Raw genomic sequence first — 18,983 nt, 5'->3', positions numbered from 1 at the left:
GCAGGTGAAGGCACACGTATGAAGTCGGCAACTCCCAAGGTACTTCACAGCGTTGCAGGTCGTTCGCTACTTGGACATGTACTGCACGCAGTTCACCATCTTTCACCTAATGAAGTGCGCATCGTTGTCGGCTCAGGTCGCGAAGCGGTTGAAGCGCACATCGCACAGATCGCTCCTAAGGCAACAACTGTTTTTCAGGAACACCGCGGTGGTACAGGACATGCTGCGCAGTTAGCGCTCGCAGGCAACGCACCTAAAGGCACCGTTCTAGTTCTTGCCGGAGATACTCCACTGTTATCTGGTGATTCATTGGCGCAGTTTGTTGCAGCACATGCAGCAGGAAAGTTTGCAGCCTCCGTATTAACAGCTGAGCATCCAGATCCAACTGGTTACGGTCGCATCATCCGAGATGACAGCGACGAACTACTTCGCATCGTTGAAGAAAAAGATGCAACAGATGATGAAAAGTTCATCTTTGAAATTAACAGTGGTGTGTACGCATTTGATGGCGAAAAGCTAGCGGCTTCAATTGGACAGTTAACCAATGCAAATGCCCAAGGCGAGCTTTATCTAACTGATGTTATTGGAATTCTAAAATCTGCTGGCGAATCAATTGCAGCGATCATGATCGATGATTTCACTGAAACCCTAGGCGTTAACGATCGCGTCCAGTTAGCTGAAAGCGCCGCAATGCTTCGCGATCGCATTAACGATCAGTGGATGCGTGCCGGCGTAACTATCATCGATCCGACAACTACCTGGATTGATTCAACGGTCGAACTTTCAAATGATGTAACACTCCATCCAGGAACTGCATTACTTGGTTCAACAAAGGTAGCCACAAGCGCTGTTATTGGACCTCGCTCAACCTTGACTGATTGCCTCGTTAAAGAAGGCGCCTCAGTTCTGGAATCAATTGCGACCGAAACCATCATCGGTGAAGGCGCATCAGTTGGTCCATTCACATATTTACGTGCTGGCACACAGCTCGGCGATTCAACAAAGGCTGGCGCATTTGTTGAAATGAAGAACGCAGTTGTCGGAACAGGTTCAAAGGTTCCACATCTTTCATATGTCGGAGATGCAACTATCGGAGAAGGCAGCAATATCGGCGCTGCAACAATCTTTGTTAATTACGATGGCGTTGAAAAGCACCACACAACTGTCGGAGATCATGTCCGAATCGGCAGTGATTCAATGCTTGTAGCCCCAGTAAATATTGGAGATGGCGCATATACAGCCGCTGGTTCTGTCATTACTGAAGATGTTCCGGCAGGCGCGATTGGCGTTGGCCGAGCAAAGCAGAGAAATGTATTAGATTGGGTTCTGCGCAAGCGCGCACATACGAAGTCCGCACAAGCCGCCGAAGCAAGCAATAAGAAGGGCTAGATACATGAGCGAGATCCGTTTATCTTCTGAAAAGAGATTGCGCCTATTTGCAGGCCGCGGATTTCCCGAACTAGCTGAAGAGGTCGCTACCGAACTCGGCATCCCGCTAACACCAATGTCAGCATATGACTTTGCAAATGGTGAGATCTTTGTGCGCTTCGAAGAATCAGTTCGCGGTTGCGATGCATTTGTAATTCAAAGCCACACAAACCCTGTTAACAAGCAGATCATGGAACAACTCATCATGGTTGATGCTCTGAAGCGCGCATCTGCAAAGCGCATCACAGTGGTTACACCTTTTTATGGTTACGCACGTCAAGATAAGAAGAGCCGTGGTCGTGAACCAATTACAGCTCGCTTGATGGCAGATCTTTTCAAGACAGCTGGCGCAGATCGTTTAATGTCAGTAGATCTTCACACCTCGCAAATCCAAGGTTTCTTTGATGGTCCAGTAGATCACTTATTCGCTCTTCCAATGCTTGCAAACTATGTTGGCAGCAAGGTTGATCGCACACGCTTAACAATTGTTTCTCCTGACTCAGGTCGTGTTCGCGTTGCGGAGCGTTGGTCAGATCTTCTCGGTGGATGCCCAATCGCATTTATTCACAAGACCCGTGACCCACGCATTCCTAATGAATCAACAACAGGTCGTGTAGTCGGAGATGTTGTTGGTCAGACATGTGTAGTTATCGATGACATGATCGATACAGCCGGAACAATTACAAAGGCAGTGGACGCACTCTTTGATGCAGGTGCTGCTGATGTAATCATTGCTGCAACACATGCTGTATTTAGTGGTCCAGCGGTTGATCGACTAAAAGCCAGCCGTGCATCAGAAGTTGTTATTACAAATACGCTTCCAATTTCTGAAGATCAGAAGTTCGACAATCTGACAGTTCTTTCAATCGCTCCACTTCTTGGTCGCGCAATCCGCGAAGTATTTGAAGATGGATCGGTTACCAGCCTGTTTGATGGTCACTCCTAAGCGGGGATTTGGCGCTTTCTCCCTAATCTCATACACTTCAACCATTCTGGCGAGGGTTTCAATCGGAACCGTTATCGACGGCAAGGTATCCAACTCCTGTCAGACTCATGTATTACTGAGATGACAGGAGTTTTTTCATGGCAGAAGTAAAGATCGTCGGAACCACTCGTACTGAATTTGGTAAGGGCGCATCACGTCGTGCACGTCGCGATGGTTTAGTTCCTGCAGTTATCTATGGTCACGGAGAGAAGCCTCTTCACATCACTCTTCCTGCAAAGGAACTTGGCGTTGCGCTAAAGCAGTCAAACGTTCTTTTGGACATCACAATTGATGGCAAGAATGAGCTAACACTTCCAAAGGTGATTGTTCGCGACTTCCTAAAGCAGATCCTTGAGCACGTTGACCTAGTTTTGGTTCGTCGTGGCGAGAAGGTTGTTGTTTCAGTTCCGGTTCACACAGTTGGCGAGCATGATCGTGATGGAATTCTTGAGCACGTACACAACACAATCGATGTACGCGTTGACGCATCTGCTATCCCAAGCTTCCTAGAGGTAGACATCCAAGGTCTTGCATCAGGTACTTCACGATACGCATCAGATGTGAAGTTGCCAGCAGGTGTTGAACTTGAATCAGATCCAAAGACAATCGTTGTTCACTTGTCTGAGAAGGCAACTGCAGCAGCAGAAGAAGCAGCTGCTCCAGCAGCAGAAGCAGCACCTGCTGCAGATGCAGAGAAGAAGGACGCTTAACCCGTAGGCTTTGTTGTTATGACGTGGTTGGTAGTGGGCCTGGGTAATCCAGGAGATAAATACGCTGCCACCCGTCATAACATCGGCCAGATGGTGATCGATGAGTTAGCTCGTCGCCATTCAGTAAAACTTTCAACACATAAATCCCGTACAGATATCGCCGCCTTTAAATTACAGGCGGGTGAACATTCAGTAATTATTGCTAAATCAAAGAGCTACATGAATGAAACTGGCGGCCCGATTAAAGCTTTAGCTAATTTTTATTCAGTCGAACCGGCAAAGATCATTGCCTTACATGATGAGTTAGATATTCCATTTGCAGCGATTCGCACAAAGATCGCTGGCGGAGACAATGGCCATAATGGTTTGAAATCAATGACTTCTGCTTTTGGTGGCCCTGATTATTACCGTGTTCGCTTAGGAATTGGTCGTCCTATGGGACAACAGGATCCTGCAGATTTTGTATTAAAAGCGTTTTCAAAAGAAGAGCAAAAATCACTCGGTGATTTTATTGATCGCGGTGCAGATGTTGTTGAATCACTGATTACAAAGGGTTTAGAAGCAACACAATCGGCCCATAACAGCTAAACAAACCAGAATAGCTAAATCAGCCAGTATTACGAAGACCTGCTGCAACACCATTGATTGTTAATAGCAAAGCACGTTGCAAAACAGGATCAGCTGAATCGCCAGCTTCACGTACACGCTTCAAAAGGTTAATCTGCAATAACTGAATCGGTGATAGATAAGCATCGCGAACCTGCAAGGTACGAGCCAAAATCTCTTGATCTCCCAGCAAGCTCTGCTTGTTAGTTAACTTCAAAATCTCTGCAACTGTTAAATCAAACTCTGCTTGAATCTCATCTAAGAAGTGATGAAGTTCTGCAGGAACAAGTGTGTCAACGTAACGCTTTGCCATTGCAAGATCTGTCTTTGCTAATGTCATTTCAACGTTGCTGATAAATGTTGTGAAGAAGTGCCAATCTTTGAGCATCTGCTGTAGCAAATCTGAATGGCCAGCCTCGCGTGCAGCCTTAAGGCCTGAACCCACACCAAACCAACCAGGCACGATCTGACGTGATTGCGTCCAACCAAATACCCAAGGAATCGCACGCAGTGAATCAAGGCCACTGGATGCATCTGGGCGACGTGATGGACGTGATCCCAAGAAGAGGTTTCCAAGTTGCTCAACAGGTGTTGAGGCATAGAAGTAGGCAGGAAGATCTGGTTGCTCGATCAATGATCGATACTGCTTGAAGGAAGCATCACTGAGCAACTGCATGCAATCGCCCCACGCAGCAAGCTCTGCAGGTGTTTGGCGTGGTCCACGGTTAAGCACAGTTGCTTCCAATGATGCAGCAAGGGTTAATTCAACATTTTCGCGAGCAAGTGAGGCAAGTGCGTACTTATCGCTGATTACTTCGCCTTGTTCTGTCATCTTGATCTGACCATCAACAGAACCCCACGGCAATGCGATTAATGCTTCATATGTCGGTCCGCCACCGCGACCAACTGAACCACCACGACCATGGAACAAACAAAGCTTTACGCCATACTTCATTGCAACATCGCGCAATGATCGCTGTGCACGGTGGATCTCCCACTGACTGGTTGCGATTCCTGCATCCTTATTAGAGTCTGAATAACCAAGCATGATCTCTTGCGTATTTCCGCGAAGTGAAACAACTTCACGGTATGCAGGATTACTTAAAAGCTTTTCTAAAATTTCACCAGCAGCACGAAGTTCTGCAACTGTCTCTAGAAGTGGCGCGAAACCAATACGCGCCTTCTTCTCCTTTAGCGAAACAAGACCTGCATGTTGGGCGATCACAACGGCTGCAACTAAATCATCAGCGCCCTTAGTCATCGAAACGATGTAGGTCTCAATTGCTTCTGGTCCAAAGCGATCAATCAAATCATTAATTGCTACAAAGGTATCTAAAGTTTTCTTGCCTAAAGCATCTAAACCCGAGGTATTAAAGGTAGTTGAGTCAGCCAAAACCTTGGTCAGAATTTCAAACTTCTCATCATGGGATTTTGAAAGATAGCCATCAACACCAGTAATTTGATTAAGTACATTGTGATGAGCATCTGAATGTTCACGAACATCCATCGTTGCGTGGTTGATGCCAAATGCGGCCACGGTACGAATAGTGCGCTCAAGTAAGCCTGTAGCAATCAATTCTCCACGATGTGCAAGTAGCGAATCACGCATCAAAACTAGGTCTGCAAGCAGTTCAGCTGTGTTTGCATAATCGCGGTTTGGCACATGCGCAGCACCCTGTGCATGGCGATCGCGAGTAAATGCCAAACGGTGCACGATCGCTGTTGCCTTTAAACGGTAAGGCTCTTCAGCGTTTAGACGCAAGAAACGTGGTTCAAACTCAGGGATATTGGCTAAATCCTTTTCAACTGATGCTGAAAGTTCAGGAGTTGCTCCAACAATCTTGGTGGAAACAGACAACATCTGACGCAAAGCGTTCATTGCGGCGATAGTTACACGTATTGCGTGGCCAACCTGTAAAACCATGGCATCAGTTGTGACCTCTGCGGTGATGTTTGGGTTTCCATCGCGGTCTCCGCCGATCCAGTTTCCAAATGACAGTGGGCGGGCGGTGATCGGAACTTCGACATCGATACGCTTCATCTCTTTTGCAAAATCATTTAATACTTCTGGAACTGTCTGAGTAAATAGGTCATCCAAGTAATACAAAGCGTTAAGCGCTTCATCAAGTGGCTCTGGTCGACCAAGACGCAGTTCATCTGTTTGCCATAACAAATCAATAGTTTCAGCTAATCGATCCTGCTGCGATGGATTGCGTGGATCATCAAGTAAATCCGCAATGCTTCCTAATTTATTTAAAACAGAACGTCGCGCTGCCTCTGTTGGGTGCGCGGTGAAAACTGGACGCACAGACATTGTGCTGACCCATTGTTCAATCTCTTCTTTTGTTAATTCATGACCTGGAGTCTGTGCCTTGAGCGCTTCTTCAATTCGATCAACTGCGCGTGCCAACCATGATCCGCCAGTTGCGCGAGCTTCTGCCAAAACACGTGCGCGGTGAACCTGTTCTGCAACATTTGCTAAGTGGAAATAGGTACTAAATGCGCGTACAAGTTGCACTGAATCTTCAATGGAAAGGTTGGCGAGAATTTCCGCCCCTGATCCTTCACGAACAGCTTTGCGTACCTCTTCAACCAAGGCTAGAAGCTCTGGACCTTCTTGGCGAACAAGTGTCTGACCCAATAGATCACCAAGGCGGCGCACATCGCTGCGAAGTCCTGCATCATCAGCTGCGATTGGGCTCTGGCTCATTGGGCAATCCTCTCAGGTATCAGGTGATGCGCAAAACAAATTACACTTGGCGGTATCAAGCCCCCCTCCCTTAGGAGTTGGGGCCTTACGGCATTGGAGAGTAATTATGCGCGGGTTAATTCCAGCCTTGCCACTTAATTCCGATGCATCTCATATCGTGGCACCAACCGCCATGTATCCCTTCTTACTAGCGGCACGAGCACAATCACATCCGCTCATTGTTGTCACCAGCTCTAGTCGAAGCAGTGAAGATCTTGTAAATGAACTTCGCGAGCTCTATGACAATGTTTTGGAGTTTCCAGCATGGGAAACATTGCCTCATGAACGCTTAAGTCCACGAAGCGACACCATTGCAAAGCGAATTCAAACTTTGCATGCGCTGCAAGTAAAGCAACACATAAATCCAATTGTTGTTACACCAGTTCGCGGTGCAATTCACCGAATTATTAGCGAGCTCGGTTCGATTCCATTAATGAAGTTAGAGATCGGGAAAGAACAATCACTTGATGAATTAGTTCGTCACCTTTCTGCCCTTGCATATACACGTACAGATTTAGTTGAACGTCGTGGTGAGTTCGCGGTGCGAGGTGGAATTGTTGATTTGTTCTTACCGCTGAGCAATCATCCAATTCGTATTGATTTCTTTGGGGACGAGATTGAAGATTTGAGTTATTTCGAAGTTGCGGATCAACGAACCTTTAAACCAGTTGTTGGCAGCGTTGATATTTACCCTTGCCGAGAGCTATTGCTGACTACAGAGATTAAGCATCGGGCGATTGAGATTAAAGAAGACTACCCCGCAGCCGCCGAGATGCTTGAAAAAATCAGCGAAGGAATGACCTTTGAAGGCATGGAGTCGCTGATTCCAATTCTGATTGATAAGACTGAAAGTCTTTTAACCCGCATGCCAACTAATACCCAACTTGTGTACATAGATGAGCAACGCATTAAGTCGCGTGCAGCAGACCTGCTTGCTACTAATGAAGAGTTTCTCAATGCCTCGTGGTCTAACGCAGCGCACGGGGGAGTTGCACCGTTGCACGATGGTGCAGGCACCTACATGTCATGGGATGAGTTTGATGCAGAGCTGACGCGAACCTCTATTTCGCATCGTGAATTAAGCCCCTTTGGTACAGATTTAGATCCCGAAACTACATTTTTAGATTATGCAGCAATCGATCCGATGCGCGGCGACATAGATCGAACCGTAAACACACTTAGACAAGCTCTAGAAGAACATCGCACAGTTGTGTTTGCAACACATGGTCATGGAATGTTGGAACGGTATGCAGGAATCTTTAGAGGCGCAGATCTTCCAGTTCAGATTGTCGAGAAATTACTTGCGACTCCAACTAAGGGAAGCATTCATTTAACTACTTCTGTAATTGCGCACGGCTTTGAAAGTCCGGACGATCAAATCTTCTTCATGACTGAACGAGATTTAACAGGTAGCAAGGGCAGCGTTAAAGATGGCGAACGTCTACCCTCAAAGCGAAAGCAAGCAATCGATCCACTTGAGCTAAAAAGCGGTGATTATGTAGTTCATGAACAACATGGAATTGGCCGCTATGTTGAACTTTTACAGCGCACAGTTGCTGGCGTTACCCGCGAATATTTAATTATTGAGTATGCACCAGCAAAGCGTGGCCAACCCGGGGACCGAATCTTTGTTCCCACCGATGCTCTAGAGCAGGTTTCAAAGTATGTAGGCGGCGAAACACCTACTGTGCACCGAATCGGAAGCGGTGAATGGCAAAAGGCAAAGGGCCGGGCACGCAAGGCTGTTCGTCAGATTGCAGGCGAGCTCATTCGTTTATATGCAGCGCGCACTAGTTCACCTGGTTTTCCATTCTCGCCAGATACACCATGGCAGCGCGAGCTAGAAGATTCATTTTCTTACATCGAAACACCTGATCAATTGTCGACGATTAATGATGTTAAACAAGACATGGAACGTCCCTACCCGATGGATCGCATTATTTGCGGCGATGTTGGTTATGGAAAGACAGAGATCGCAATTCGTGCAGCATTTAAAGCGGTACAAGATGGAAAACAAGTTGCCGTTTTAGTTCCAACCACATTGCTTGTTCAGCAGCATTCAAAGACCTTTGAAGAACGCTACGCAGGTTTTCCATTAAAGGTTGCTGGTCTTTCTAGATTTAACACTGCGAAAGAGAGCAAAGAGATTCTTGCAAATCTTGCGGCTGGCACCGTTGATGTAGTTGTTGGTACGCATCGAATCCTTTCGAATGATGTTCAGTTCAAGGACCTGGGCCTAGTGATTGTCGATGAGGAACAACGCTTTGGAGTTGAACAAAAGGAGTCACTGAAAAAGCTGCGCACCACGGTTGATGTATTAGCAATGTCTGCTACACCGATTCCACGAACACTTGAAATGGCGGTGACTGGCATCCGCGAGATGTCCACGATTACAACTCCACCTGAAGAACGACATCCGATTCTTACCTATGTCGGCCCGGCTGAAGAGGCTCAAATAACCGCTGCTATTCACCGCGAATTACTGCGTGACGGCCAAATCTTCTACTTACATAATCGAGTAGAAAGTATTGATCGGACCGCCGTGCGTCTGAAGGAACTTGTTCCAGAAGCGCGGATCCGCGTCGCCCACGGTCAAATGTCTGAAGGCGAGTTAGAGGATGTAATTCTGGCTTTCTGGAATAAAGATTTTGATGTTTTAGTGTGTACAACAATTGTTGAAAGTGGTTTAGATATTCAAAACGCAAACACATTGATTGTGGAACGTGCAGATCGTTTTGGGCTTTCACAACTGCACCAATTACGTGGACGTGTTGGCCGTGGTCGCGAACGTGCTTACGCATACTTCTTATATCCAAATGATGAGCCACTTTCAGAGTTAGCCCACGAGCGTTTAACAACCATCGCATCTAATACAGAACTTGGTTCAGGTATGCGGGTTGCACTCAAGGATCTTGAAATTCGTGGCGCCGGTAATTTATTGGGTGGCGAACAATCTGGTCATATTGCAGATGTTGGTTTTGATTTGTATATGCGCATGGTTGGAGAAGCCGTACAGGAGTACAAATCTGGAATTATCGAAACGGAAGAAAAGATTTCAGATTGCAAAGTTGAACTGCCAATTAATGCTCACCTATCCGCCGAATATGTTCCTGGCGAAAGATTGCGCCTTGATCTTTACCGTCGTCTTGCAGATGTGAAGTCACCTGATGATGTTTCAGCGATCGAAGCTGAGTTACTAGATCGTTTTGGAGAATTACCTGAGGAAGCTCGTGCATTGCTTGGAGTTGCAGCTTTGCGTGCACAAGCAAAGGCGGTAAAGCTGACTGAAGTTGTTGTACAAGGAAAGTTCCTTCGCCTTGCACCATTAGTACTTCCTGAATCGCGCCAGTTGCGTCTCTCACGTGTGTATCCGGGCTCGCTCTATAAGGGGGCAACAAGCACAGTTCTGGTCGCACTTCCGAAGGCGGCTAGTTGGAATCCGTCCCAGAATGCCCCTGAGATAGTGGATACTTCTCTTCTGGCCTGGGTCGTTGAGGCCGTACATCAACTTAGCGAAGTACCGAAAGCGAGCTCATAGTGAAGAAGATTCTTGCCCTTGTCGCAGTAGTAGCAACATTTGTATTAACTGGATGTTCTCAAGTTGGTGCGGCAGCAACAGTTGGCGATACAAAGATCACTCAAGCAACTGTTCAGGGAAGCATCGATTCAATCCTTGCAGAGCGCGCAAAGGTTGATACAACTCAGATGCAGCTTGAAACAGGTGAATCACTTAACCGTGGACAACTTCGTTTCCACTTGCTCAGCACATTACTACGCGAAGTTGGCGCAGAGCTAAAGCTGACAGTTTCTAAGGCTGAAATTGATACACGTCGTGCAAGCATTCTTGATCAGGTTGGTGGTGCAGCATCACTTCCAACCGCTCTTGTTAATGCAGGAATCGCACCAGCGGATTTAGATATTTACATCGAAGCTATCTCATACTCAGACAAGATCGGCCAGAAGCTTGTTGCTGCTGGTGTAACTGAAGATCAGGTTGGAACAGAGTTGCAGAAGCTTGTAGTGGCAAAGGCAAAAGAGCTTGGCGTTACAGTCAACCCTCGTTACGGCAAGTGGGATGCAACTGTTGCTGATGTAGTTGCAACTGATTCAGCATCACCTGCTGTAACTCCTGCTACTAAGTAATCTGCCAAATGCAGGGTTCACAACTTCAACGTTTAGTTGAAGTCATGAATACGTTGCGTTCTCCGGGCGGATGCCCATGGGATGCAGAGCAGACCCATGAATCTCTGCTGAAGTATTTACTGGAAGAGTCCTATGAATTTGTTGACGCGGTTCAATCAGGCAATCGTGTTGATATGCGCGAAGAGCTTGGTGATGTTTTATTGCAGGTGTACTTCCATGCGCGCATGGCAGAAGAACATCCGACAGATCCCTTTTCAATTGAAGATGTGGCACAAGGAATTGCGGACAAATTAATTCGCAGACACCCACATGTTTTTGAGGGTGTCGAAGTTCGTGATTCACAAGAGGTCTTGGAAAATTGGGAAGAGATTAAAAAGAAGGAAAAGGGTCGTACCTCACCTCTAGATGGAGTTGCGATGGCTCAGCCCGCTCTTCCATTAGTTGAAAAACTTTTGTACCGCGCAGAAAAATACAATGTTGAAGTTGAAACACCAGATTCAGTTTCAATTGAAGGCACCGCAGATGAAGGTGCAGTGGGACAAGCGCTTTTGGCTGTAATCGCCTGGGCCAATTCCAATGGAATTGATGCAGAAGCTGCCCTTCGCAAGGAAGCCATGCGCATCGCCCAACAGATTGGCCCTGCATAAGGCAGGGTAGGATTGCCCCAATAAAGACAGTGCCATTTCAGCGTTGAGGTCGGCAAAAGGTTAAGAACTCAAAGGAGATACGCAATGGCAATTATCGAAGCATTAGGTGCCCGTGAAATTCTCGACTCCCGTGGAAATCCAACGGTTGAAGTTGAAATCCAATTAGAAGATGGCACACAAGCACGCGCTGCAGTTCCAAGTGGTGCATCTACAGGTGCATTTGAAGCAGCTGAACTTCGCGATGGCGGTAAGCGTTATCTTGGTAAGGGTGTTGAAAAGGCGATTGCATTTGTAAATGATGAGATCGCTCCAGAGATCATCGGTTTTGATTCACAAGATCAGCGTCTGATCGATGCAGCGATGATCGAGCTTGATGGCACAAAGAACAAGTCACGTCTTGGTGCAAATGCAATCCTTGGTGCATCACTTGCTGTTGCAAAGGCATCTGCAGAATCTTCAGATCTCTCACTGTTCCGCTACCTAGGTGGACCAAATGCGCACGTGCTTCCAGTTCCAATGATGAACATTCTTAACGGTGGCGCACACGCAGATACAAATGTTGATATTCAAGAGTTCATGATCGCTCCAATTGGTGCGCCAACATTCCGCGAATCAGTTCGCTGGGGTGCTGAGATCTATCACGCACTTAAGGCGGTTCTTAAGAAGCGCGGACTTGCAACATCAGTTGGCGATGAGGGTGGCTTTGCTCCAAATCTCGATAGCAACCGTGCAGCACTTGATTTGATCCTTGAAGCGATTACAGCTGCAGGATTCAAGCCAGGCACTGACATTGCATTGGCAATGGATGTGGCTGCAACTGAGTTCCACGAGAATGGTAAGTACAACTTCGAAGGTGCTGTGAAGACATCTGATGAAATGATCGCGTATTACACATCTCTAGTAGATGCATACCCAATCGTTTCAATTGAAGATCCTCTGAACGAAGAAGACTGGGCTGGTTGGACTGAGATGACTAAGGCCCTTGGTTCACGCATTCAGATCGTTGGAGATGACCTATTTGTTACTAATCCTGAGCGTCTAGCTAAGGGAATCGCTGGAAACACAGCAAACGCACTTCTAGTTAAGGTAAATCAGATTGGAACTCTTACCGAGACAATCGATGCAGTAGATATGGCACACCGTGCTAACTACCGCAGCATGATGAGCCACCGTTCAGGTGAAACAGAGGACACAACAATTGCCGACTTAGCTGTTGCGCTTAACTGTGGACAGATCAAGACAGGTGCACCTGCACGTACAGAGCGCGTTGCTAAGTACAACCAACTTCTTCGTATCGAAGAGGAACTAGCCGAGGGTGGTCGCTACGCAGGTCGCGACGCATTTCCACGTTTCAAGGCGTAAGAATTAGTTATGGCACGTCGACAACTTCGCTTTGGTCGTCGACGTACCTCTAATCGCGTTTTAGCCTTATCGGCAATTCTTTTCTTTCTTGCATTAACGATTGCTCCACCTGTGAAGCATTACTTCACACAACGAGCACAGATAAGTGCATTGAAGTCGCAGCTTTCTGCAGATCAAACAGCTCTGCAGAAAGCTCGAAAAGAGTTATTGCTGTGGCAGGATCCTGAATACATAAAGTCTCAGGCACGTGAACGTCTGCACTTTGTGATGCCCGGCGAACGTCAATACATCGTTACCGAAGGCGAAACAGATGCTGCGCAAAATGGAACCACAAAGATTGCTAGCTCTCTAGCTGATGGTCAGCCGTGGTACTCACGTTTAATCGCATCAATTAGCGAGACCGGCAACTAATGCGTGAGGTAACACAAGCTGATTTGGATTGCATTCAAACTCAACTAGGGCGCACCCCGCGCGATGTTCATGCAATTGCATATCGCTGTCCATGCGGAAAGCCGGCGGTTGTTGAAACACCACCTCGGCTTGAGGATGGAACCCCATTTCCTACCTTTTTTTACGCCACTTGCCCACGTTTAACCGCTGTTATTTCAACCCTGGAAACAACTGGGTTGATGGGTGAAATGAATGAGCGTTTAGAAACCGATGCTGAATTAGCGGGTGCGTATCACGCAGCTCATGATGATTACATCGCATCACGTTCAGCGCTCGGAATCGATGTACCAGAAGTAGACAATGTTTCTGCTGGTGGAATGCCAAACCGTGTTAAATGTTTGCATTCGCTGGTTGCGCATTCTTTGGCAGCAGGACCAGATGTAAATCCGCTGGGCGATGAAGCGTTAGCAAAGCTCCCTGAATGGTGGAAAAACAACCCATGCGAGTAGCGGCAATTGACTGTGGCACTAACTCAATTCGTTTACTGATTGCAGATATTGATGGAAATAACTTCCGCGAAGTTGTTCGCGATATGGAGATCGTTCGCTTGGGTCAAGGTGTTGATCAAACAGGTCAGTTCCATCCCGACGCAATTGCTCGCACATTAGCTGCCGTCGATAAGTTTGCTGCAGAGATTGCAAAGCGTGGAGTTGAAAAGATTCGCTTCTGCGCAACAAGTGCTACCCGCGATGCGACTAACCGTCATTTATTTGTTGATGGGGTGCGCGAGCGTCTTGGCATTGAACCTGAAGTAATCAGCGGAAATGAAGAGGCTTCGCTTTCTTTTGCCGGTGCAATTCAAGATTTAGATCCTGCCGAAGGCCCGTTCTTAGTGATTGATATAGGCGGGGGATCAACAGAGTTCGTATTCGGAACCTCTTCGGTTGAAGCTGCCCGAAGTGTAAATATCGGCTGTGTTCGCATGACTGAACGCCACTTTGCTAATGACCCAGCAACGCCACAACAAGTTGAATTGGCACGCACAGATATCCAAGCCGCAATCGCACAAGCAGCTGCTGAAGTGCCTATTACACAGGCAAAAACACTAGTTGCAGTCGCAGGTACCGCAACTACCGTTGCAGCAGCAGCGCTAGATCTGCCTGAATATGATCGCTATGCAATTCACTTGACACGCATTTCCGCTGCACAAGTTCATGATGCTTCAACAATGTTTTTAACAAAAAACCGAGAAGAACGTTTAGCTCTTGGTTACATGCATCCAGGTCGCGTCGATGTAATTCCTGCAGGTGCATTGGTGCTTTCGGAAATCATTAAGGCAACGGGTGCAACGGGGTTTGTTGCATCGGAATCAGATATTTTGGATGGAATGGCACGTTCGCTTGTCCAAGGCTAAATCTTTACCACTTCTCGACAAAGAAATTGTGGGATGTCGTAAGTGCCCACGTTTAGTTGAATGGCGTGAAGAGGTAGCGGTTGTAAAACGTAAATCGTATGAAAATGAAAAGTACTGGGGCAAAGCAATTCCTGGATTTGGTTCTGACAAACCAAAGTTGCTGATTGTGGGCTTGGCTCCTGGTGCACATGGAGCAAACCGAACAGGTCGAATCTTTACCGGTGATTCATCAGGGGATTGGTTGTATGGCGCTCTTAACAAAATCGGAATTGCAAAGATTGCAACAAGTACATCAATTAATGATGGACAAAAGTTAAAGGACACCCGAATTATCTGCGCGGTTCGTTGCGCACCTCCTGGAAACAAACCATTAAATGAAGAGCGTGATATGTGCGCACCATTCTTTCTACGAGATTTAGAACTTTCGCTGCCAACTACGAAGGCAATAATTGGGCTTGGCTCATTTGCCTGGGATGCGATCTTTAAGACCCTCAAGGATTTAGGTCATCCGGTAAAGAAAGTTAAGTTCTCGCACGGTGCATCGCTGAAATACAGCCACGAAGGTCGTGATTACTTGCTATTGGCCAGTTACCACCCAAGCCAGCAGAACACCTTTACGGGAAAGCTGACCCGACCAATGTTGGAATCTGTCCTCAAAAAGGGCGGTAGATTTGCCTCCGTTGTTTAAGAACCATGGCCACGCCCCCGTAGTCCAATGGCAGAGACAGAGGACTTAAAATCCTTCCAGTGTCGGTTCGAGTCCGACCGGGGGCACCAGTTTTAAGCAGCTTCTAAGCATGTGAGCGTGCTTTCCTTTCGCCCTGCGCAACCCTTAACCGTACGATTGTCCTGCACTACAACCACCAGAACTTCTGGTGGCACAACAAAAGGAGAGAAAAGATATGCGCAGTTCAAACCCTGTTCTTGGACGGGCGTTTAATCAGCGTGGATACGCTGCATTTGATCCGAGCACAATTAACTCAGACCCAGCAGCGCTAGAGAATTTGTACAACGCACCTGCCGCATCATCATTGCGCACAGGTCGCATGACTATTGATGATGTTGTTACACGTACCGGAATTTTGTTCGCGGTTCTTGTAACTGTCGGTGCAGCGGCATGGACACTTAACCTCGGTGGCGGCGCTCTTATGATCGGCTTCATCGGTGGACTTGTTCTCGGAATGGTGAACGCATTTAGCAAGACAGTTAAGCCAGCACTTGCAATCGCATATGCAGCTTTCCAAGGTCTTGCACTTGGAACACTCAGCCATGCATACAACACCGCATATAACGGAATTGTTAGCCAGGCGATCCTTGTAACACTTAGCGCATTTGCAGGAATGTTGTTTGCTTATAAGAGCGGACGAATTCGTGTAACTCCTAAGTTCACAAAGGTATTGATGACTGCGCTTATCGGTTATCTTGTTCTTGGAGTCGTTTCACTTATCGGCTCATTCTTCGGTGCAAGCATTTACAACGTCGGTGGACTTGGATTGATTATTGCAACTGGTGGAATGGTTCTAGCAGCCTTCTTCTTGATTCTAGATTTTGATTCAATTCAAAATGGAATCGCAGCTGGTGCTCCAGAGTCAGAATCATGGCGCGCAGCGTTTGGTCTTATGGTCACAATCATCTGGTTGTACATGGAGGTACTCCGCGTACTATCGATCCTGCGTGGCGATGACTAATCAGCGTTAATTAAAGATCTTCATCGAGGGGCTTCAGGTTTTTAACCTGGGGCCCTTCGACATTTCTCGTCTCAGGAATTTGATAAACCAGGACTAGAACAACGATAAAAATAGTGGCGGAGAAGCCAAATGCAGTGCGATATGAGTACACATCAGAGATTGCACCAATAACAATTGGTCCGATCATCATTCCGGCATCGCCTGCCATTTGGAAAATGCCGATAACTTTTCCGCCTTTTCCGCGAATAACATCTCCAACAATGCTGGCAGGAGTTGTGGTTAAGAATGATCCACCTAATCCCATGATTATCATGGACAGTAAAAACATCCATACATGTGTTGAAAATGTAAGTATTAAGACCCCTACAAAAACAACATTTGCTCCAATTACAGCAGAAGCCTTGCGACCCTTAGCATCGGAAAATCGACCCGCGCGCAGTAAGAATATTCCCTGCATAACTGCAGAAATTGCTAATCCGTATCCAACAACCGCGGTTGTTGAATGTAACTCTTCAGTTACAAAGATTGGCAAAATCGATGCACGAAGTCCAAAGGTCACCCACGTTGAGATAAATGTTAAAACTAAAGCGATTACATAAGGCTTCATTCGCAAAGCTTCCGCGATCGAAGTTGACTCAACTGAATCAGAGGTTGAAACCTTAACTCCGATCTTGTCACCCTTTAAAAAGAAGAAGGCAACGATTCCTGCACACATCAGAAGAATTGAGTACACGAAGAATGGTGCACGAAGAGAAATTGCAGACAATAATCCGCCAATTGCAGGACCAGCAATTCCACCTAAAAGAAATGCACCTTGGTACACAGATTGAGCACGACCGCGGTGATTATCATCGACGGATCGCATGATTACTGAACCAGCAGCTACTGAAAACATGGATGAACCAAGTCCACCCGCAGCTCTAAATAACAGCAATTGATGGTAATTCTGCGCAAGACCTGCCAAAAATGTAAAGAGTGACACCATAAATACGCCAGAAGAAAATACTGCGCGTTCACCAAATTTATCGACCAAAGTTCCTGAAATCAGTCCAGAGCAGAATCGTGTAATGGCGAAGGCGGAAACCATTAATCCAATTGCTGCATTGTTAACGCCAAAGGATTTTGCAAAAACAGGGATCGCCGGCATGACGATTCCAAAACCTATGGCGACAAAAAAGGAAGCTGCCACGAGGATCGAAACCTCTCGCGGCAGCTCCTTAAATGGAGATTTGATCAACCTAGAGATTCTCCAGCTGCCTCTTCACGAGCCGCTGCATAATCCTTAGAGGTACGAAGTGGAGTTTCACGAAGCATTAGAGCTAACACGAAACCGAGCGCAGTAACGGGAGCTGCTGCATAGAACACGATGTGGAATGAGTTAACAAAAGCTTCAAGCGCAGTGTTCTTGATTACTGGAGGAAATGTCTTCAGTACCGCAGTGTTATTTGTTAACCCCGCAAGCTTTGATGAATCAAATCCTTCAAGTGCTTGAGGATTGCTCTTTCCAAGATCGGCGAAACCTGTTGCCATGTAATGCACAACGCGGTTTGTAAGGATTGATCCAAAGATCGCTGTTCCGAATACAGAACCCAGTGAACGGAAGAATGTATTTGAACTTGTCGCAACACCCATGTCCTTGAAATCAACTGCGTTTTGAAGGGCAATAACGATCGTCTGCATTGAAAGACCAAGTCCGGCACCAACCATGATCGCGTAGATCGAGATCTGCCAGTAAGGAGTATCAATCTGTAAACGAGTCATCAGCAAGATTCCCACAGTCATAATCGCTGTTCCCATGATTGGGTAGCGCTTGTAATGACCATGCTTTGAAATGAGCTTGCCTGAAACGATTGATGTTGAAACGATTCCAAGCATTAAAGGAATCAACTTAAGTCCAGCAGATGTTGCTGTGTATCCCTTAACAACCTGGAAGTACAAAGGCAACATAACGATTGCGCCAAACATTCCTGCGCCAATTACTCCACCTAATAGAGATGTAATTGTGAAGGTGTGGTTCTTGAAAAGGTGCAGCGGAAGAATTGGCTCAACTGCGCGCTTTTCCCACAGAATGAAGAGAACCGCTGTCAGTACACCAATAACTAGGTATGAAACTGTGCGTGAATCTGTCCAGCCATTTTGAGGGCCGTAAATAGATACTGAAAGCAGAACTAGACACACTGCTGCAACCATCAGGATCGCACCTAGGTAATCAATCTTATGCTCGCGCTTAATCTTTGGAATGTGTAGAACTGCAGAGGTAATTAATAGCGAAGCAATTCCAAATGGAATGTTGATGTAGAAAATCCAACGCCATCCAGTTACGCCAAGGATCTGCGCGTGATCTGAAAAGTAACCACCAAGAAGTGGACCAGCAACTGATGAAAGTCCCCAAACCGCACCGAAGTAACCCTGGTACTTGCCACGATCGCGTGGAGGAACGATGTCACCAATGATTACGAAGGTAAGAGCCATCAAACCACCAGCACCTAGACCTTGAAGTGCGCGTGTGGCGATGAGCTGCGTCATGTTTTGTGAAGCACCTGCAAGTAATGAACCAAGCAAGAAGGTTACGATCGCAAACTGGAAGACAACGCGTCGACCATAAATATCTGAAATCTTTCCGTACAGCGGTGTTGATGCTGTTGAAGTTAATAGGTAAGCGGTGACCACCCATGTGTAATGGTTGAGACCATCAAACTCTTCAACGATGCTCTTTAGGGCTGTTGAAACGATGGTCTGGTCAAGGGCTGCCAAAAGCATTCCAGTCATTAGGCCACCCAAGATGACCATAATTTCTTTGTGTGAGTGCTCTTTGGCTGAGGCGTTAAGTGGGCTGTTAGTAGACATAAAGGTAAGGTTAC

16 protein-coding genes and 1 tRNA gene are annotated in these 18,983 nt (G+C 46.8%); 14 read left to right on the top strand and 3 right to left on the bottom strand.

Annotated features, from left to right (window positions below; genetic code table 11):
- Window positions 1–18: 18 nt before the first annotated feature.
- The 4 genes from glmU (at window position 19) to pth (ending at window position 3,711) form a co-directional block, all read left to right on the top strand.
- Complete coding sequence (glmU, locus tag AC8GFU_RS06290; protein ID WP_506627176.1) at window positions 19–1,389, top strand: bifunctional UDP-N-acetylglucosamine diphosphorylase/glucosamine-1-phosphate N-acetyltransferase GlmU; 1,371 nt, start codon at window positions 19–21, stop codon at window positions 1,387–1,389.
- 4 nt (window positions 1,390–1,393) lie between these two features.
- A complete protein-coding gene (locus AC8GFU_RS06285) occupies window positions 1,394–2,374 on the top strand; it encodes a ribose-phosphate diphosphokinase (RefSeq protein WP_506626291.1) in 981 nt (326 codons plus the stop codon).
- A 137-nt stretch (window positions 2,375–2,511) separates the two neighbouring features.
- A complete protein-coding gene (locus AC8GFU_RS06280) occupies window positions 2,512–3,123 on the top strand; it encodes a 50S ribosomal protein L25/general stress protein Ctc (RefSeq protein WP_506626290.1) in 612 nt (203 codons plus the stop codon).
- Between the two features lie 18 nt (window positions 3,124–3,141).
- Window positions 3,142–3,711, top strand: a complete 570-nt coding sequence (gene pth, locus AC8GFU_RS06275; RefSeq protein ID WP_506626289.1) for an aminoacyl-tRNA hydrolase — start codon at window positions 3,142–3,144, stop codon at window positions 3,709–3,711.
- Between the two features lie 19 nt (window positions 3,712–3,730).
- Here pth and ppc read toward each other — a convergent pair whose 3' ends face one another.
- Complete coding sequence (ppc, locus tag AC8GFU_RS06270; RefSeq protein WP_506626288.1) at window positions 3,731–6,439, bottom strand: phosphoenolpyruvate carboxylase; 2,709 nt, start codon at window positions 6,437–6,439, stop codon at window positions 3,731–3,733.
- Between the two features lie 106 nt (window positions 6,440–6,545).
- Here ppc and mfd point away from each other — a divergent pair, with 106 nt between their 5' ends.
- The 10 genes from mfd to AC8GFU_RS06220 all read left to right on the top strand — a co-directional run bounded on the left by mfd (window position 6,546) and on the right by AC8GFU_RS06220 (window position 16,122).
- Complete coding sequence (mfd, locus tag AC8GFU_RS06265; protein WP_506626287.1) at window positions 6,546–10,016, top strand: transcription-repair coupling factor; 3,471 nt, start codon at window positions 6,546–6,548, stop codon at window positions 10,014–10,016.
- Complete coding sequence (locus AC8GFU_RS06260) at window positions 10,016–10,621, top strand: SurA N-terminal domain-containing protein (RefSeq protein ID WP_506626286.1); 606 nt, start codon at window positions 10,016–10,018, stop codon at window positions 10,619–10,621. The genes mfd and AC8GFU_RS06260 overlap by 1 nt, the downstream gene beginning before the upstream one ends.
- Window positions 10,622–10,629: 8 nt before the next feature.
- Complete coding sequence (locus tag AC8GFU_RS06255) at window positions 10,630–11,268, top strand: nucleoside triphosphate pyrophosphohydrolase (protein ID WP_506626285.1); 639 nt, start codon at window positions 10,630–10,632, stop codon at window positions 11,266–11,268.
- A gap of 84 nt (window positions 11,269–11,352) precedes the next feature.
- Entirely contained in the window at window positions 11,353–12,630 is a 1,278-nt protein-coding gene (gene eno / locus AC8GFU_RS06250; RefSeq protein WP_506626284.1) for a phosphopyruvate hydratase, read from the top strand.
- Between the two features lie 9 nt (window positions 12,631–12,639).
- Entirely contained in the window at window positions 12,640–13,041 is a 402-nt protein-coding gene (locus tag AC8GFU_RS06245; protein ID WP_506626283.1) for an FtsB family cell division protein, read from the top strand.
- Window positions 13,041–13,529, top strand: a complete 489-nt coding sequence (locus AC8GFU_RS06240; protein WP_506626282.1) for a DUF501 domain-containing protein — start codon at window positions 13,041–13,043, stop codon at window positions 13,527–13,529. Before AC8GFU_RS06245 ends, AC8GFU_RS06240 begins: the two co-directional genes overlap by 1 nt.
- Window positions 13,520–14,434, top strand: a complete 915-nt coding sequence (locus tag AC8GFU_RS06235; protein WP_506626281.1) for a Ppx/GppA phosphatase family protein — start codon at window positions 13,520–13,522, stop codon at window positions 14,432–14,434. Before AC8GFU_RS06240 ends, AC8GFU_RS06235 begins: the two co-directional genes overlap by 10 nt.
- Window positions 14,403–15,122 (top strand): uracil-DNA glycosylase, encoded by a 720-nt coding sequence (locus AC8GFU_RS06230; protein WP_506626280.1) that lies wholly within the window; start codon window positions 14,403–14,405, stop codon window positions 15,120–15,122. Before AC8GFU_RS06235 ends, AC8GFU_RS06230 begins: the two co-directional genes overlap by 32 nt.
- A 13-nt stretch (window positions 15,123–15,135) precedes the next feature.
- A tRNA-Leu gene (locus AC8GFU_RS06225) sits at window positions 15,136–15,211 on the top strand.
- Window positions 15,212–15,336: 125 nt separating this feature from the next.
- Entirely contained in the window at window positions 15,337–16,122 is a 786-nt protein-coding gene (locus AC8GFU_RS06220; protein WP_506626279.1) for a Bax inhibitor-1/YccA family protein, read from the top strand.
- A 10-nt stretch (window positions 16,123–16,132) separates the two neighbouring features.
- Here AC8GFU_RS06220 and AC8GFU_RS06215 read toward each other — a convergent pair whose 3' ends face one another.
- On the bottom strand, window positions 16,133–17,311 hold the full coding sequence (locus AC8GFU_RS06215; protein ID WP_506626278.1) for an MFS transporter: 1,179 nt from the start codon (window positions 17,309–17,311) through the stop codon (window positions 16,133–16,135).
- Between the two features lie 44 nt (window positions 17,312–17,355).
- Window positions 17,356–18,969 carry an MDR family MFS transporter gene (locus tag AC8GFU_RS06210; protein ID WP_506626277.1) on the bottom strand — a complete coding sequence of 538 codons (1,614 nt, stop codon included), beginning with the start codon at window positions 18,967–18,969 and terminating at the stop codon, window positions 17,356–17,358.
- Window positions 18,970–18,983 lie beyond the last annotated feature (14 nt).

The sequence above is a fragment of the Planktophila warneckei (SeqCode) genome (assembly GCF_965234675.1).
Taxonomy (GTDB): domain Bacteria; phylum Actinomycetota; class Actinomycetes; order Nanopelagicales; family Nanopelagicaceae; genus Planktophila; species Planktophila warneckei.
The sequence above is the reverse complement of the archived record's forward strand: the minus strand, read 5'-3'. Positions and strand labels throughout refer to the sequence as shown.

Bases quoted from the DNA above. Each gene is read 5' to 3' on its own strand.
- AC8GFU_RS06255 (WP_506626285.1), top strand. From the start codon at position 10,630: ATGCAGGGTTCACAACTTCAACGTTTAGTTGAAGTCATGAATACGTTG.
- AC8GFU_RS06235 (WP_506626281.1), top strand. From the start codon at position 13,520: ATGCGAGTAGCGGCAATTGACTGTGGCACTAACTCAATTCGTTTACTG.
- mfd (WP_506626287.1), top strand. From the start codon at position 6,546: ATGCGCGGGTTAATTCCAGCCTTGCCACTTAATTCCGATGCATCTCAT.
- AC8GFU_RS06210 (WP_506626277.1), bottom strand. From the start codon at position 18,969: ATGTCTACTAACAGCCCACTTAACGCCTCAGCCAAAGAGCACTCACAC.
- pth (WP_506626289.1), top strand. From the start codon at position 3,142: ATGACGTGGTTGGTAGTGGGCCTGGGTAATCCAGGAGATAAATACGCT.
- ppc (WP_506626288.1), bottom strand. From the start codon at position 6,439: ATGAGCCAGAGCCCAATCGCAGCTGATGATGCAGGACTTCGCAGCGAT.
- AC8GFU_RS06240 (WP_506626282.1), top strand. From the start codon at position 13,041: ATGCGTGAGGTAACACAAGCTGATTTGGATTGCATTCAAACTCAACTA.
- AC8GFU_RS06285 (WP_506626291.1), top strand. From the start codon at position 1,394: ATGAGCGAGATCCGTTTATCTTCTGAAAAGAGATTGCGCCTATTTGCA.
- AC8GFU_RS06220 (WP_506626279.1), top strand. From the start codon at position 15,337: ATGCGCAGTTCAAACCCTGTTCTTGGACGGGCGTTTAATCAGCGTGGA.
- AC8GFU_RS06245 (WP_506626283.1), top strand. From the start codon at position 12,640: ATGGCACGTCGACAACTTCGCTTTGGTCGTCGACGTACCTCTAATCGC.
- glmU (WP_506627176.1), top strand. From the start codon at position 19: ATGAAGTCGGCAACTCCCAAGGTACTTCACAGCGTTGCAGGTCGTTCG.
- eno (WP_506626284.1), top strand. From the start codon at position 11,353: ATGGCAATTATCGAAGCATTAGGTGCCCGTGAAATTCTCGACTCCCGT.
- AC8GFU_RS06230 (WP_506626280.1), top strand. From the start codon at position 14,403: ATGGAATGGCACGTTCGCTTGTCCAAGGCTAAATCTTTACCACTTCTC.
- AC8GFU_RS06280 (WP_506626290.1), top strand. From the start codon at position 2,512: ATGGCAGAAGTAAAGATCGTCGGAACCACTCGTACTGAATTTGGTAAG.